Source organism: Clostridium algoriphilum, from assembly GCF_020443705.1.
GTDB lineage: Bacteria > Bacillota > Clostridia > Clostridiales > Clostridiaceae > Clostridium_AD > Clostridium_AD algoriphilum.
The window spans coordinates 1-16541 of sequence record NZ_JAIZZK010000049.1; the positions used below are offsets into that span (position 1 = coordinate 1).

Genomic DNA, 16541 nt, shown 5'->3' on the forward strand with positions numbered 1-16541 from the left:
ACATACTAAACTTGCAATTATTGCAAAGGATACATTTGATTATGCAAAAAAAGGTGGAAAACTAATGATTATACATAAGTGGATGGAAGAGCCTCCTCAAATGGAAGACAGGAATCAGCTTACGAAATAAATGTAGCACTAGAATATGAAAGTTACTAAAATGATAAATGTCGTGAAAGGTGAGTTTCACGGCATTTATTGTATAGGCTAGAGAAAAATCTATCTTAACTTTATATTTCCTCATCTTCAATAATAATTAAAACAGAATATTGAGTTGGATGAAAAAAACTGCCTCCAGTTGAACTATATTGGATGTCATTAATTGTTACTTTATTATTCGTTATAAACTCATTTACCTCCCGTACTAAAGAACCCTCATAGTTATTCTTAAAAATTTTTATTTGCTTCAAATTTGCCATCCCCTTTCGTATTAATTTTAAACAGAATAATTTCCATTCATTACACCATACATTACGAGTATGACATAAATATTTAGTTTTGCCATGAATTACATATAAAAAATTGAAATATGTTTTGTTATATACAAGATAAAAAATACGTTATATATTAGGTATCAAAAAACACAAATGTCGTGAAAGATTACTTTAACGTCATTTTTAGATAGTAATATCATTACAATCGCGTATTAAATTTAAATTGACTTCATCGATATAGGTAATACCTTGTTTTTCAGTAAATTAAATATGTATAAAGAATTAACCTTATTGGGAAAACTAATACACAAATAAGTAGGTGATTTTATGATATTTAATATATTTATAGGTTTTATAATTCCTTGGATTTCAGGTATAATATTTTATTTTACAGATAGAAAAATTCTTTTTATTATTGCTCCATTCTCAAGTGCAGTAGCATTTGTAGTAAATTCATTTGGGTTCTATTATGGCTTTTGGACTATAGCACCTCATACATATGGCAAGTTTTCGACTATCCCCTTTGAATTAGGTCTATATCCAATACTCTCTGTATATTTAATCCATTATATTAACAAAACAAAAATCAACCGTTACTTGCTTATTATTATTGCAACACTCTTTACAGGGGTGCGGGCATCTTTTAGCGGAAAATATACTCTAAGGCTCTAGACTATTCCTATTAATACCAGCAAACCTGTATTAATGGAGCTATAATTTCTATAAAACTGGTAAAACAAACGACCGTATTATTTACTTTATTATTTTAACCTCTTGCAATACAGTTTCAAGCTATTTCATGAGTAAACTTATAAGGTAAATAATTCAAAGTAAATGTATTGAGTCTATATAACGTTTTTTTTACTGATAAATCAGCTTAGTGACATGTTTGGTACAAGCTAGTTACAATTGCCAAAAATACGTTAGAGTATATTTAAATTGTTGTTTTGATTAGTTTTAATCCTTAGCGTATAATTTCCGCGTTTTGCTGCCAGTACCCCTTACAACATTACTTGAATGGTTTGGCATATTAACTGGAAGAGTAGTATATTCAAATGATTGGAATTTGTCATTCACCTTTATTATTTACTTGATAGCATACCTGCTAGGCTATTGGTTTTATATACAGCTAAAAAAAATGAGGGTATTTAATTAACTTACATGCCTTTAAAACAATTATTGCAAAAGACAAATGTCGTGAAAATAAACTTTCACGACATATATGGAAATGGCGAATTAACTATGGACATTGAAAGTACGAATAATATTTCTATTAAAATAGAATAATAGCATTATATATATTTCTTTATTGGAAATGGAGGAATTTTATGAAATACGATAAATTTGTAATTGCAGGTGTAATAGGTGCTTTCTCTACTTTTGTTTTAAAAGTTTTAAATATACAACAAGTTTTATTGAAAGAAAAGCCCTAGGACAAAAAGTTATTAGAACAACATTTTCGGGATTTGAATGATAAAATAATTAATATCAAAATCCGTAATGTACCTCAGCAAAATGGATTTTTAAAAAAATGTTTAAGAGGCACTAAAAGTTATTTCATAAAAGAATCGTTTTTACGACATTTGTTGTATATTTAGTTTGTTATTTTCTTAATAGCTCTTTTTCCTTAGTAGAAAATTCTTCTTCTGTTATAATTTTTTCATCTAATAAATCTTTATATTTCATAATTTCATCTGTTACATTTTGTTGGCCACAGAGGTGCTGCCTACTTGCTACCGAAAAATAATAATTAAGAATTAGCTTGTCCAATTCACAACTTAAAGAAACAACTTCAGAATCAACAAGGTTTTCAGTGACCTCTATTAACTTTTCTAGCTTATTTCTAAGTAATTCTATTTTATCATCCATAATTACTCCTTGTTTACCCTATATTCTTACTATAATTATTTATGCCATTTCAATCTAAAATAATTAGGAGGCTTAAAAACTTAACCTCTACTTAGTCTACTTTGCCATTGATTACAACGTTTGCTACGAAGGAAGTACTTTCAATCAACTTAGTTAAATTTAACTTGTTTTCTTTTTTTTTTGCTTTTTTTATAGCATTTTCAATAACTTCATCAAGTTTATCTGAAATCTTTATCTGTTCAAAACCATATTGACATTTGGTATTCATCTACACACCCTCCTCGCCTAATTCTATTTTCAATACTCCTAAAGCTCTTCTCAAATAGACCTTTACAGTTCCTTCTGGCAAATCAAGAACTTCTGATATTTGACCAATAGTCATATCTTCAAGATACTTCAATATAACAATACTTTTAAACTTATTATTTAATTTGTCAATTGCATTATAAAGATCTATATTAATAGCTAATTTAAAATCTGTTTCTAAAATATCAAAGTTATCTTTTTTAGTTTTATCATATTCATCAATATAAATAACTTTATTGTCTTTTAATATGTTTTTACAAGAGTTTATAAGAATCTTAATAATCCATGTGTTAAAAAATTCTTGTTTTTTAAGTTTATCTATATTCTTATAAGCCTTATATATGGTTTCACTGACCGCATCTAAAGCATTTTGCTCATTTTTTAAATATGCAAAAGCAATCTTATACAAATTTTCTTTACAACTGCCAATTAAATTACTAAATAATTTATCATTTGAAAGTCGATTTTTTTCTGTTGTTGTAATCTCATTCATTTCAACACCTCCCTTTGTTTAATCATTAATAATTTGAAGCTTCAAATATTAATCAATAATTAGACTCTTAAAAAGTGATAAAAGTTACAAATTTGTAATTTTTTATTGAAAATTGGAGAAATAGGAAAATTCACTATCCTACTGTGCTATTTTTTAAAGAAAATAGTGTTATTTGTGTTCTATTAACCTAAAATCATCAATTATGGTATTACGAATCTAAAATATTAAATTGCAACTTTTGTGATTTATTAATTTGTATAACATTATATCTAAGTACATTAATGGTTATTAATTTATTTGATGATTTCATAGAACTACAACCAACAAATACTACAATAGATAAAATAGTTATAACTATAATGAATATTAAAGCTGATTTCGTTTTTCTCATTTTTCACACCTTAATATTATTTGTATCTTTTTATTATTAGGATAATTGAATGTAAATATTAAAATTTATTTTCAATTATAAATAAAGATAAATGCCGTGAAAATATTATTTCACGGCATTTATCTTTTGGGATGGTTATTTGGTTTATAATGCTCTTTATGGTGATATATATATTGGAGTATAATTACTTAAAATTGGATATAAAACAATTTTATCTGGAAAAAACAAATGTCGTGAAATATAAATTTCACGACATTTGTTGTATCCTTATAACTAGCCTATACCCTCATAGTTGGCTTAACATATGTAAGTATATACTATTTTCACTGCATAAAAGGTGTCTAATTGAGAATATGCACTCCATTTATGCACTTTTTTTCACTTTATACATGATATAAATATATGTTTAATAAAACTAAAAACCACAGTAACATATCAATAATAGGCGGCATTTTACTCCTCCTTATATTTACGTCCGACAATATTGTCGTGTAATATAACTAGTTTACTGCTTTTTTCAAAAAAGCTATAGCATTCAATTTAATTATACAAATTTAATATTCTTTTATATTTAATCATTCCACATAATAAAGGTTATCATTTTTAATGCTTTTTAATAAAAATAAAAAAACCTAGCAATTACGCTAGGCAAAAGGAGTAATTAAAAATATGATATATTATAGAATAGTTATTACATACTCAAAAGGTTCCACTTTACACATGATATAAATAATCCTTACTTCATGATCTAAACTCCTTAGTAACCTATTCAGTGGGTTTATAGATGTTAGTATCTCTCTTTTTTAACGTCTCATTTAGCTATAGTTTTATGTTACAATACTATTTTTATAAGATCCATAAAAAACTACATTTTCAGTATCCCCTGTATTTGCTCGTGGAAGAACAGCAATATTATAAATTTTGTCTATTGCAAGTGAAGTGCTGCTTGCGGAATTATCGTATTCATCAGTAACATAATAATTATCAGTATGACCAGTACTTTCTTAGAATTTTTTAATCGAATAGTAACATACAACATAACGGAAAGTATCTTGAATGTCTTTTTATTTTAGGAGGGTATCATCAAACTACTCCTCTTGAAAATAATCGCTCAAAGTATTAAAATATACTTAGATAAATAATACAAATATACCTATAGAAATTATGTATATATATAAGTTAGCTTGAATTTCATTCAAAATGGACTACGGTTTGATGTAACAAACGTAGCATCCTCAACAAATACCTATATTTCAGTTTCACTGGAAATATAGGTGGACAAAATGACACCAAACAGCAAAAAAAATCGCAAGCGACCGTAAATAAATTTACTTTTTTAATTGCTTGTGTCCTTTTGTCCACATTATAAATAACCTCTCTACTATAAACCCCAATGTTCAAGCAAAAGTGGCTACACAAAATTTTTAAGATACTTATTATTACATTCTTTTTCTAATGGAAAACAATAATTCTTCTTCCTTAACAGAAAACTCTTCTTTTGTTATAATTCCCTCATCTAATAATTCCTTATATTTCATAATCTCATCTGTTACTCTTTGTTGATTCCCTTCTAATTGCAATAACCTCACCCCCGCTATATTGTACTATATTATTATTAATTTTTCAAACATACGTTCGTATTTTTTATGTAGACTTAGAGCAATCAAATATTTTTTAAATAAAAAAAGCTCAGCAATTCCGCTAGGCTTTTTTATTTTTTCCTAAATCTTTGAAGCTTACTTAACGCTTGAAGGGCTTGTTTGCTTTTATCTATATTTTCTTTATCAGAAAAAACGTCCTTAACAAACTTATCATTAGGTGATAAATTAATATTTTTTATATATTTTTTAATAATATCTACTATACCAATCTCTTGCTCTTTAGTGAAAGTCACCAGCTTTTCTTTGCTACCATAGAAATCTGATTTTATCAGTTCCTTTATTTTGTTATTCCAGTTTTTATCAAAATATCCTGACTTATTTAATGAATTAAATAAGTCCTCATCCTGTTTTCCAAAAACTATGGATTTTACACGTTTAAAAGTAACGTTATTATCCATTCTTTATCACCTCACTTTAAACATTGAATGATAATTGGGCAACTTTGTGGAATGATTTTGCATTTGCAAATCGAGGATCTTCAACGAATACAACATCATTTTTGATATATTTTTTAATATATTCCTTAAATGAGATGGCACCTCCACCAATTATAAAAATTTTATCAGCTTGACCAATTTGTCTATATTCAGCTTTAAGGCTAGTAATTATATCGTAAATGTAATTATCTTTTAATGAATCTAATACAGACAAGTTATGTACCACTCCATCCATATCTTTTATGTAGCCCTTCTGGAGTATTCTCTCCATATCTTTTTCATTTATATTTATATCAAATTCTTCATTCAAACGTCTAGAAAGTTTGCCGAAAATGTCTTTTGTACCTGCAGGCATAGATGCATAGACGTCCTCAAGGTCCATAAAACTATAGAAACTTACGTCTATTGTGTAATGACCAAAATCTATCACAACACTGTTAGGTAAATCTTTAAACTCTTCCTCATACAAAAAAGGCATACCTGATGCTTGAGGAATAGTTGTTATATTGCTTATATTTATAAGCTTATCTTTTCCCCCATTGACACTAACTATTTGGTTATCACAAGCGGTTTTTATATATTGCTCAAAAGCCTCGCATTGCTGGTTATAGTATTGAATTGGTAACCCTACACATAGATTACATTCTACATCGTCTACATGTTCGAATGACGATTTATAGATGGATGCTAATGTTAATACTTTGATTATCTCTCTATCAATTTCACCTTTTACCTTGTTTATACCTGACAACTTTTTCCCTTGGTTAGTTATAGTATAGTATTTATCTCCAATCTTCACTTCAACAGTATCATCTGATGCTACAGCTAACTTTTTACCTTCTAGTACACTACTTATAAAGCAGTGGTTAGATGAATCCTTTAATGCTGAATATCCATGGTCTTGTCCTAAAAAAAGAACTTGATTAATCATAATATCCTCCCTCATTTCTATATATATTTTAGTATTACTTAGTAATACTTTTATTACTTGTAAGGTAATAACAATTATTACTTTTATTACCTTTTAAATATACTACAGGTTTGGATATATTACAATATTTACAAAAAATATTTTTACTAATTATTGTAAACATAATATAACTAAGATATACTAATAGTTATATTATGTTTACATTAAATGGAATTTTTAAATCCGCATGTAGGAGGAGCATATGAGGGGTAGAAAAAAAGAGGAGAATAGCAAAACAAAGGTATTCTCTATTAGGATTACAGAGCATCAGCATGAATTATTACGTAAAAATGATTGGATAAGAAAAGAGATTTCTAAACAAGTTAATGAATATTTAACAGCTTTTGTTAGTTAGAAGTATATTATATATTGAAAAATATTTTTTTTAAAAAATGAAAAAAACTATAACAGTAAAAATTTGTTGGAATTATATTTACATTGAGACTATAAGCCAAAATCAAAAACCATTCAAGATAACAAAGGTTATGTTGTATGGTTTCTTATTTTTATAATAAAATGTAATGAATTTAAGAGATATTATTAAAAATATCGGTATATCTAGAGTAACATAGATAGATTTTAAAATAGAATATGGTTAAAACGCTCAAAAAAATGCATACATTTAGAATGTTTTTAAGGATATATTGCACTTATATGAAATATATTCTATATTTAATTAGTGTTAATTTAATTTTAAAAACCTTTTACCGATCAATAGCAAACTTATCGAAAGGTAAGGACGCAAAGCTATAGGGCCTTTCATTTGAATGGTTTATATATTAAATACCATGATAAAAATAACACTACCGTCTTCAATAACGGACACCTTGTCAGCAAAATAACTGACCACTTCCATTTTTTCAGTTGGTTTTTCTACAAGTTAAGTGGTCTTTCACAAATAAAAATATAGTAATAAAAAATGGAGTGCAGCCATATTCAGATTGCAAAATTTAAAACTAAAATACGACTGTACACGCAATACCAATATAAATTAATTCGGTCGTTTAGCGACAATAATAGTTAAGTTATATACGATTTTGCTTTACGTATGTACATACGTAAAGGTCTCTATGACTATGTCATTACCCCCTCGGAGAGCACAAATTTTACGTAGTAAAGTTTAGGTCGCTTTGCTCCTTTTTTAAAATAAACCGACTAGTTAAATTCTAAAATAATTAAAGAGCTTTTAAATTAACAAAGTGTAAAACTGATATTAGTTTTACACTTTGTCTTTCTTATTTCATTGATAATTGTTGAAATTCTTCTCCTGTTTCCTTAACCGTTTCTTCCTTATCCCAACCTAATAATTTTCTTTCTAAATCATTAAAATCATAATCCCTTTGTTCATAATCATTAAAACTACCACCATTTTTTTTTCCTTTTGGTGCTTGATAATCTTTTCTTATTGCGTCAATCATAGTAGCAACAACACTACCAACTTTTTTCATTTGAGATACAATATCATATTTTTCTTTAATAATATTTATATCATCTTTGGCAGTATTCAATATAAATTTAGCTTCTTTTCCTGTTATGTTCTCTTTAAATATACTTTTAACCGTGTTTATAAGCTCTGTAGAAGACTTTTCTTCTTTGTTGGTAGATTTGTCCTCTAAAGTGGAACAGCCTTCCTCAATAGCCTTATTTTTAGTTTTATTAGCCTTTATGTAAAATTTAATACCAGTTACTTTTCTATTTGTTTTTATTTCTTCATACTCAAAATATATATCGGTATTTTCGTTTATTTCTTTTTTGATAATATTAATCACTTTTTGTTTTAAATTTGAGTATATCGCATATTTTTTCACACCAATATCTAACGCGGTTCTTAAATCATTGATTGTTATAATTCTATTCCCTATTTTTTCATACTGTTTTAATAATTCATAAAGTCTAAATGAATAAATATTTTTAAATTGCATTATATTTTTTAGCTGATATTTAGTGTATTGCTTTAATTGCAAATAAAACTCTTTCATTTTTACATCAATTTCCATAGTTAATATTCCGTTTTCAAATTCAGCAGTTTTAATTAAATGGAATTTTTTAAATTTTTGTTCTTTATCATTTCTAATTGTTATAACCCTGGACATTAGTTTATCTGTGATTTTATCTAATGACTTATAAATGTTTTTTTGTTGTATTCCTACTATCCTACTTAAATCCATTGCTTTAAATTTATATTGTTTAAATTCAATATCGTCTTTTTTGATCATACTTGCTAACAACCTAACTAATTTTTGTTCTAACACCGTAAACGAATGTGATGCTTCAATTAATTTATTGCTTTGATATATCCAATTATAATTTGCATTTTGTAAATCTGCGGCCATTTACAATCACCTCATAGCAAATATACCATATTTTTTATGATTTGCATGCAAATCATAAAAAAAATATTTGCATATATTCAAATGGTTTATACGCTTGGATTCGGGATACTTATACACAATGAATATAATGTCACCGTAAAAAGGTTGCACTTGACCGTAAATAAGTTGCACTTGACCGTAAATAAGTTGCATATAAACGGGTGTTTTACCGTAAATAAGTTGCATTTGACCGTAAATAAGTTGCATATAGCCCACTTAAAGCCACTAATACCAACACTTTGAAGGGTACATAAAACTCTTAAAACCTTGTTGTTCTTTTAAAACTCTTAAAACAACAACTGTAGTTGTCAGTTAAATTATAGTTAAAATTAACTTATCTTAAAAGCAAATCTAGACGGAAAATGGATGACCAAAGGTATAAATACAAAATTCCCAAATTTCCTGCACGGTCATTTATATTTTTTTTACTATTCTTTGATATATCCATTTTCCTTTTAGTTAACTTGAACTACGAATTGTTATTAAAAAATGAAAATAGTATTTTTTCTATTTTTAAAGGTAATTAAACACTTTTAAACGAATTAGTTAAATTGATTGATGTTGAAAAAATGAGGTGTTTAAATAATGAATTATACAGTCGAAGAGACTGCTACAAAACTAAATGTAAGTAAACAAGCCATCTATATGAAACTAAAATCACCTATGTTCAGAAATCAAATATCTAAGAAACATGGAAAAACATATATTGACGAGAATTTATTAAACTTAATTAAAGATAGCTTGAAAATCAATAACAATAGCTTTAAAAAAAAGGTAGAAATTCAAGATATAGAATTTGATAAAACGGTAGAAACACCAACTGTTACATCGAATTTAGTAAACATTAATGAAGTTGCAATAGATACCGACTATATAAATTATTTAAAAGCAGACATAGTCTACTTAAAAGACCAACTAAACGAACAATCAATTTCAAAAGACCTTCAAATAAGCAATTTAAATGAAAGATTGAAGCAAGAACAGGAACTAAACAAAAATAGCCAGATATTACAATTAAGACAACCGCAGGATATAAAACTATTAGAAGATCATGTTCAAGAATTTGGTACAAAACTTGAAGAAGTTAAAGAAAACATGATACATAGAGAAGAACATCAAAAGCATAAATCATTATTTAGTAAGATATTTAAAAGTAACGATTAGTTCGTATATTATTTAATTAGGTATTGAAAGCTAGAACCTATAGCGGACATATATGGTTATATATACTATTTTCACTACAAATAATATATAAAATAAAAAGATTTCTATAATTCTAAAAATTTATCAAAATACTCCTTAAATTTATTATGAAATTTTATTTTTATTCCATATGGCTTTTTAAAAATTTCAACGATTACTGGATATTGAATAAAAATTTCCTCACCTTTTTCAACCTCATATACCCCAAAAGACATGAATCTAATTATATTTAATTCCGAATAAAAATCGTCTCTCTCTTTAATAATTTCTTGAAAATCCACAATAGAACAATAAGTATTTTGGTCATATTTACACCATATTTCAGAAAAAAGTTTTTTTGTATTATCAGTCGGTAAAATAGCAAACTCAACTGTTACAAAAGGGTCTAGATCATATTTGCTTATAGAATATATTTTATTCGACTTTCTCATATCAGTCTGAAACGTTTTAAGTTTACCCATTTATTTCCACCCCAATATTTTTTTTCCAATTCATTAAAATCATATGATCTTTGTTCATAATCATTAAATTTATCTTTTTTTATTTCGCTTTTACTAGCTTTATAATCCTTTTCAATAGCTGTAATCATCCAACTCACTATATTACCCATTTTAGCTACGTTTTGAGCTTGTTTATATTTTTCTTTAATGATATTTATATCCTCTTTGGCAGTATCTAATATAACTTTAGCTTGCAGCTCTGTTATATTCTCTTTGAATATAGCTTTATCCACACTTACAAGCTCTGTAGAACACTTTTCTTCTGTATTGGTAGATTTGTCCTCCCTGGTTACACACACTTCCCCAATGGCCTTATTTTTAATTTTATTAGTCTTTATATGAAATGTTATGCTAGTAATCTTCCTACCTGTTTTTATTTCTTCAAAATCAAATCCTATATCAGTGGTTTCATTTAATTCCTTTTGGGCCTGTAGCAATACTTTATTTTTAAAATCTGCATAGACTTTCAAATACTTTGCGTTCGCACCCACCATTTTTTTAAGTTCTTCAAGTTCAATTTCAATACATTTCTTAAATAGATTACTTTTTAATATTTCATAGATTCTTATAGAATACTTACTTTTTAAACTTAAAATATTACTTAATTTATAACTTGTATACATTTCTTTAAGTTCTAGCATGTAGGGTTTTAACCCTTTGTCTAAACTTAAAATTAATATTCCTTCTTTACGTTTATATCTAACACCACCTAACCAACTAACTTGTATTAAATCAGTACCCTCTTCTATTTCAAATACCTTTTTCTTTAACTCTTTTGTTATTTTTGGTAACTCAGTATATTTGCTTTGATCTTTAATACCTAATAATTCTATAAAATCCTTTATTTTAAATTCATATTCTTTAAATTCTGTATCTTGTGGCTGTACCATAGATGCTAATGTTAAAATAATCTTTTGTTCCTGTAAACTTAAATCATAATTACAAACAATTAATTTATTACTTTTGGTTACTATGTAATCTTTATCCATATAATCACCTTCAGGAACATGTTACCTTTTACACATGTATATGTCAATGAACTGTACCATGACATAGTTCACTATGAAAAAGACATAATAGATTTTTGGAGCCGTTGATACTGCTTGCGTGGCAGTAGGCTCTAAACATCTTAAACAAAGAACTGTTAAACATCTTTAAACAACAACTGTAGTTGTTGTTGTTTTGGGTTTTAAATTAAGTTAGCAGTAGCAGACTTAAAAGAGGAATTAAATAACATAAATCAAAGGAGTTTTAGGACTCCTTTGATTTATGTTATTATGTAAGTGAAACAAGGGTGAAGCTATAGTTGTAAAAGAGGGAGAGTGTAAAAATGTCTAAAGCTAAGAAATTAGATTTATCAATGCTTGAACTTACTAAAATAGCAAAAGCGATAAATGAAAATACAAAAGCTAATAGAAATAAAAATAAAGACGATAAAATTTCAACTGATATATTTATTAGGCACTTTGGAATACAAAGAAAAGATTTTTCCGAAACCATAAAGGATACAAATATTAAGTATAACAAATCAACTTTTCAATATGTTAGTGATGATATAGAGAGCTCAAGCAACAAAAGTGATGCATCAGATACACTTATTAAAATAATACATAGCAACAAAGGTAATACTAAGGTTGCACCTGCTAAATACGACGAAAGTGAAACTACAGTTGTTAAAAGTGAAACCATAGGGATTAACAAGGCAATAATTGAGTTTGAAAATATGAAAAGTGGACTTGTAGAAATGTTAGGATGGTACAAGGGGCAAAGGGACAAAGAGAATATAATAGATATTGAAATCCCTATTATATCTATTAATAGGGACAAGTTAACAGAGCAAGCAATAACGAGAGGATTTAAAATATATCCTAGTGTAGTAGCAGAGTTTAAAGAGTTCTCCAAAAGGAATAGTCAGTATACTATGCAAGACTTAATGGCTATGGCCTTAATTGAATACATGAAAAAATATTCTAACAAATAATAAAGCTATTTTTAATATTTACATAGTATGAAATAATAGTTTAACGACAGAAGACATAAGAAAGCCCAGCGTACACTAGGCTTTCTTATGTCTTTCTTATTACTTATTATAAATTCTTTTCGTAAGCCTGAACCATTTTTTTAACCATTTGTCCGCCTACAGAACCATTCTCTCTTGAAGTTAAATCTCCATTGTACCCTTCTGTAAGATTTACTCCTACTTCCCTAGCAGCTTACATTTTAAATTTATTTAATCCAGCCTTAGCCTCTGGAACTAATACTCTATTTCTTGATATATAAATTACTTCCTCATTAATTGATAATCATTTTCAATTGTACTATTATAATGTGCATTATTATAAACAATACTCCTAGAAATTCATGGTTATTTTAATGATTAAATAAAAAGTTTTTCTGCTTCTACATATATATATAATAAAAAAAGCCTAGCGGAATTGCTAAGCTTTTTTCATTTTTCTACTTTATAAGTTATTTTAATTTGTCCTCACATGGATATATATAATTTGCTGCAACACGAATATCTAATTCCTCAGGGTCACATGTAATATCATCGGGAAGTACAAACAGTAATTTACGTTCAATAGTGCCACATTCACCACATCCATCATCTTTGCATACAATTGTAATAAACCCTCTAAAGGCAAGTATTCTATGGCAGTTGTCATATATAATAACTGCAACAGCTACTTTTTTATCAAAGCATACGTTCCTTACTTTTATTCTTACGGTTAATAATCTTAGACCATGTTTTTCTATATCTACTGGGTCGGCATTAATAACACTACATAAATCACATGAACATTTATTGCATTTAACACTATTATCATCTTTACCCATTTAATACAACTCCTTTATAAATTTAGATTGAGACAATACTTACTAATACTGATTTGTTAATTCAGAATTCTTATAGTTACATATATCATTAAAATATATTTTCAACATAAGGGTTATACATTGATATATGTTCTTCTAAATCAGATTAATATCTTATAATGTCTTTATTATAAATTTACAATGGTTGATTAATGGGCTTGTACAGAATATAGCTAATGTATATTCTATATTTCTAATATATTCTATGAAAAATATTTTTGTGAACAAAAACAACAACATATTTTTACATAATCAATTTAAATTATATTATGATCTTTATCATGAACATTGTTGTAACTGTAATAAAGTTGAATGTCGTAAAATAATAATTTAACGAACTTAACTTTATAATAAGTATGTAACATAGTGGATTATATACAAAGCATTAAAAGGTTCCAGTATTGTTTTGGTGCTAGTATAATATTGATATTTACTGATTAACCTATAATATTATCACACTCAAAAGTTTTTTGTAATTATTGAAAAAGCAGTAGCAATATAGCCTACTGTTTTTTTATTTTCCTTATATTTGTATTTCATTTGTTCACCAATTAGTATCTTGGGATTTTATATTTATTTAGATACTTCAAATATACTTATAGGATAAAATTTGATGCTATGAAAATTTTTAAAAACCACAAAAACATACAATTTTTATCAACGATATTTTATAACGAAACGGGTACACTATATAATGCACACTATGAATTAGTGTAGTTTTTATATTCGAAGGGAGAATACTTATGAATAAAAATGATTTAAAAAACGCGAAAAAATCAACTGATCAATCAGGATCTAATAGAGGTTCAATCTCTTCAAGTTCTGGTATGTCTAATGTGAATAGCAATGCTAATGATGTTACTTCTAAAAGAGGGCAAATAAGTAATGAATCAGACGCAAGCAATTTTTCTGATGATGCTTCAAATACTGGTATGTCTAATATGTCTGATATAAATAGCAGTGCTAATGATGCTACTTCAGAAGAAACAAAACAATTAAATGCACGTTCAGCAGCAAAGAAAGGTAACACTAAAAAAGAATTTTAAGGGTTATACATTCCATAAAATAATAAATGAATCTTTTTTTAATTAAAGTCCCCCTTTAATTAAATAGAATAAAAAGCATACAACATAATTTTTTAATTATGTTGTATGCTTTTTAATTTTAGAAAATAATAATTTCAGAATTTTGTCAAAATAAATCTGTATACAACAAATGTCGTGAAAAGAAGCTTTCACGGCATTTGCTTTGTTCCCTTATATAACTGACATTCAGTCAATCGTCTAAATTGTTGTAAGAACAATATTTATTTATATGTAATATAATACAGATATAATGTAATATATAGTTTACATTATGTAAAAAAAAGTATTACACTGTATTTAGAGGTGGTTTATGTGAGTAAAAATTTAAAGTTTAAGTCTGCAAGAGCCGCAAAAGACATGTCACAAAAGGAAGTCGCTGAGGTTGTTAATGTTACTAGACAAACCATTAATGCTATTGAAAGTGGAGACTATAACCCTTCTATACGATTATGTATTGCTATTTGTAAAGCACTCAATAAAACACTTGATCAAATTTTTTGGGAGGATGATATTAATGATAAATAAAGAAAGTATGAAAGAAGATCTTGATGAAATGCAAATTCAAACTCGAAATAAAATAGGGAATCAGTGCTATTTCATTCTCTTTCCTTCACTATTGATAGATATATTTCTCGGAAATTGTGGGGTTAAGTGGGCTGCTAGTTCAATAAGCATATCTGCAATAATATTAATTTGTGCGATATATTACGGTATCAGGGTCGTCGGGGCAGGAGCATATAGTACCTATAGCAAACGGAAATTTAGTTTTAGCGTTGGTTTTTGTATAATGTTGATTGCTATGGGACTAATTATTAAAAGCTTTTTTAAAGGAAGTTTCAGTATTTCTTATAGTGGAGCTTTAAGATTGTTTATATTTTTCGTCTTATTCATCCTGATTATCGTTATCTCAAGTATAATATCAAGGCATAAAAATAATGAAGGAAATGATTAAAAATATTTTGTTGTTCATTTTTAAAAGTCCAATTATTATCAAAGGCACTTAATATTGCGATAAAAACTATTTTGTATATTTGGGATTGAAAAGGCAAATGTCGTGAAACTATAATTCATTTCACGGCTATAATACCATCTATTTTATAGGTACTATGGTATTATTAGGCTAAACTTGAAGTTAAATATGAGATGAGGAGGTATTCCAATGGATAGATCAGTAATAGTAGCTATCATTCTAGGCTCATTAATAACAGTATGGACGGTGGGCAAGACTTGGGGTGGTAAAAACAATAAGAAATAATCTTTTCAATTAGATAAGATTATTTCTTATTGTTTAGTAGGGATGTTTCTTGAATTACGAAACATATTCTAGATATTCAAGATGATTTTCGTTATGTTGTATGTATTTTAAAATAATTATAAATGTCGTGAAATCAGACTTTAACGACATTTGTTATTAGTAAAATAAAAATCACTTAATTTCATACAACATAACAATAATTATCATAAATGGTTTTTGTCATATTTATTTAAGAGATATTAGTAAAAGAATAGAATATGGCCTCAAAAATACATCAAAAAGTATATAAGAATAGAATATTTATAAATGGGTTAAATTAATATATAGTGGTTGAAATATCGGAATAAAATTAAGACAACATAAGATTTCATATATATTCCTATTAATATCATATTACAAATTTTAATAGAAAGAAGGGTTTATATGACTACCGAAGCTAAAATACAATTAACTTCATCAGAATTAGGTACATTATGGATGACTTATATATCAAAGTCAGCAAGATTAATAATATTTGATTTGTTTAAAGATAAAACTATTGATAAAGAAGCTCAAAACATATTAAGTACCTATATTACTGAAGGCCAAAATATACTGAATGAAATTGTGAATGTATTTAATAATGAAAAAGCAGTTATTCCAATAGGATTTGATGAACATGACGTGGTAAGAGAAGCGCCTCCTCTAT

General features: G+C 27.0%; 20 protein-coding genes and 1 pseudogene. 8 read left to right on the forward strand and 13 right to left on the reverse strand.

What is annotated here, in order from left to right:
- Positions 1 to 230: 230 nt before the first annotated feature.
- Entirely contained in the window at positions 231 to 410 is a 180-nt protein-coding gene (locus LGK95_RS20070) for a hypothetical protein (RefSeq protein ID WP_226126692.1), read from the reverse strand.
- A gap of 351 nt (positions 411 to 761) precedes the next feature.
- On the opposite strand from LGK95_RS20070, the gene LGK95_RS20075 reads away from it, so the two are divergent.
- Entirely contained in the window at positions 762 to 1106 is a 345-nt protein-coding gene (locus LGK95_RS20075) for a hypothetical protein (RefSeq protein WP_226126693.1), read from the forward strand.
- A gap of 930 nt (positions 1107 to 2036) precedes the next feature.
- On the opposite strand, the gene LGK95_RS20080 is transcribed toward LGK95_RS20075, so the two are convergent.
- From LGK95_RS20080 to LGK95_RS20110, 7 genes are all read right to left on the reverse strand, one after another.
- Positions 2037 to 2303 (reverse strand): aspartyl-phosphate phosphatase Spo0E family protein, encoded by a 267-nt coding sequence (locus LGK95_RS20080; protein ID WP_226126694.1) that lies wholly within the window; start codon positions 2301 to 2303, stop codon positions 2037 to 2039.
- Between the two features lie 91 nt (positions 2304 to 2394).
- On the reverse strand, positions 2395 to 2571 hold the full coding sequence (locus LGK95_RS20085; RefSeq protein ID WP_226126695.1) for a hypothetical protein: 177 nt from the start codon (positions 2569 to 2571) through the stop codon (positions 2395 to 2397).
- Entirely contained in the window at positions 2572 to 3102 is a 531-nt protein-coding gene (locus LGK95_RS20090; RefSeq protein WP_226126696.1) for a sigma-70 family RNA polymerase sigma factor, read from the reverse strand.
- A 208-nt stretch (positions 3103 to 3310) separates the two neighbouring features.
- The gene (locus LGK95_RS20095; RefSeq protein ID WP_226126697.1) at positions 3311 to 3493 is read right to left on the reverse strand and encodes a hypothetical protein; all 183 of its coding nucleotides are present in this window, start codon (positions 3491 to 3493) and stop codon (positions 3311 to 3313) included.
- Positions 3494 to 4932: 1439 nt separating this feature from the next.
- Positions 4933 to 5073, reverse strand: a complete 141-nt coding sequence (locus LGK95_RS20100; RefSeq protein ID WP_226126698.1) for an SHOCT domain-containing protein — start codon at positions 5071 to 5073, stop codon at positions 4933 to 4935.
- A gap of 131 nt (positions 5074 to 5204) precedes the next feature.
- Positions 5205 to 5552 (reverse strand): hypothetical protein, encoded by a 348-nt coding sequence (locus LGK95_RS20105; protein ID WP_226126699.1) that lies wholly within the window; start codon positions 5550 to 5552, stop codon positions 5205 to 5207.
- Between the two features lie 16 nt (positions 5553 to 5568).
- Positions 5569 to 6522 (reverse strand): ParM/StbA family protein, encoded by a 954-nt coding sequence (locus LGK95_RS20110; protein ID WP_226126700.1) that lies wholly within the window; start codon positions 6520 to 6522, stop codon positions 5569 to 5571.
- 241 nt (positions 6523 to 6763) lie between these two features.
- Here LGK95_RS20110 and LGK95_RS20115 point away from each other — a divergent pair, with 241 nt between their 5' ends.
- Positions 6764 to 6916 carry a hypothetical protein gene (locus LGK95_RS20115; protein WP_226126701.1) on the forward strand — a complete coding sequence of 51 codons (153 nt, stop codon included), beginning with the start codon at positions 6764 to 6766 and terminating at the stop codon, positions 6914 to 6916.
- Positions 6917 to 7796: 880 nt separating this feature from the next.
- On the opposite strand, the gene LGK95_RS20120 is transcribed toward LGK95_RS20115, so the two are convergent.
- A complete protein-coding gene (locus LGK95_RS20120; protein ID WP_226126702.1) occupies positions 7797 to 8894 on the reverse strand; it encodes a replication initiation protein in 1098 nt (365 codons plus the stop codon).
- Positions 8895 to 9518: 624 nt separating this feature from the next.
- Here LGK95_RS20120 and LGK95_RS20125 point away from each other — a divergent pair.
- Positions 9519 to 10097 carry a hypothetical protein gene (locus tag LGK95_RS20125; protein ID WP_226126703.1) on the forward strand — a complete coding sequence of 193 codons (579 nt, stop codon included), beginning with the start codon at positions 9519 to 9521 and terminating at the stop codon, positions 10095 to 10097.
- Positions 10098 to 10201: 104 nt separating this feature from the next.
- On the opposite strand, the gene LGK95_RS20130 is transcribed toward LGK95_RS20125, so the two are convergent.
- Together LGK95_RS20130 and LGK95_RS20135 are read right to left on the reverse strand one after the other, a co-directional pair.
- A complete protein-coding gene (locus tag LGK95_RS20130; protein WP_226126704.1) occupies positions 10202 to 10597 on the reverse strand; it encodes a hypothetical protein in 396 nt (131 codons plus the stop codon).
- A complete protein-coding gene (locus tag LGK95_RS20135; protein ID WP_226126705.1) occupies positions 10564 to 11625 on the reverse strand; it encodes a replication initiation protein in 1062 nt (353 codons plus the stop codon). The genes LGK95_RS20130 and LGK95_RS20135 overlap by 34 nt, the downstream gene beginning before the upstream one ends.
- 341 nt (positions 11626 to 11966) lie before the next feature.
- Between LGK95_RS20135 and LGK95_RS20140 the strand changes: the two genes are divergently transcribed.
- Complete coding sequence (locus LGK95_RS20140) at positions 11967 to 12617, forward strand: hypothetical protein (protein ID WP_226126706.1); 651 nt, start codon at positions 11967 to 11969, stop codon at positions 12615 to 12617.
- A gap of 106 nt (positions 12618 to 12723) precedes the next feature.
- Here the strand turns inward: LGK95_RS20140 and LGK95_RS20145 are convergent.
- Both LGK95_RS20145 and LGK95_RS20150 read right to left on the reverse strand, forming a co-directional pair.
- Positions 12724 to 12912, reverse strand: a pseudogene (locus tag LGK95_RS20145) (alpha/beta-type small acid-soluble spore protein).
- A 193-nt stretch (positions 12913 to 13105) separates the two neighbouring features.
- Complete coding sequence (locus tag LGK95_RS20150) at positions 13106 to 13474, reverse strand: hypothetical protein (protein ID WP_226126707.1); 369 nt, start codon at positions 13472 to 13474, stop codon at positions 13106 to 13108.
- 782 nt (positions 13475 to 14256) lie between these two features.
- On the opposite strand from LGK95_RS20150, the gene LGK95_RS20155 reads away from it, so the two are divergent.
- The 4 genes from LGK95_RS20155 to LGK95_RS20170 all read left to right on the forward strand — a co-directional run.
- Positions 14257 to 14559, forward strand: a complete 303-nt coding sequence (locus LGK95_RS20155) for a hypothetical protein (protein WP_226126708.1) — start codon at positions 14257 to 14259, stop codon at positions 14557 to 14559.
- 351 nt (positions 14560 to 14910) lie between these two features.
- On the forward strand, positions 14911 to 15123 hold the full coding sequence (locus LGK95_RS20160; RefSeq protein WP_226126709.1) for a helix-turn-helix transcriptional regulator: 213 nt from the start codon (positions 14911 to 14913) through the stop codon (positions 15121 to 15123).
- Positions 15113 to 15550, forward strand: a complete 438-nt coding sequence (locus LGK95_RS20165; protein ID WP_226126710.1) for a DUF6773 family protein — start codon at positions 15113 to 15115, stop codon at positions 15548 to 15550. Before LGK95_RS20160 ends, LGK95_RS20165 begins: the two co-directional genes overlap by 11 nt.
- A 726-nt stretch (positions 15551 to 16276) precedes the next feature.
- Positions 16277 to 16541, forward strand: a 265-nt coding sequence (locus LGK95_RS20170) for a DUF3231 family protein (RefSeq protein ID WP_226126711.1), incomplete at its 3' end; no start/stop codon positions are given.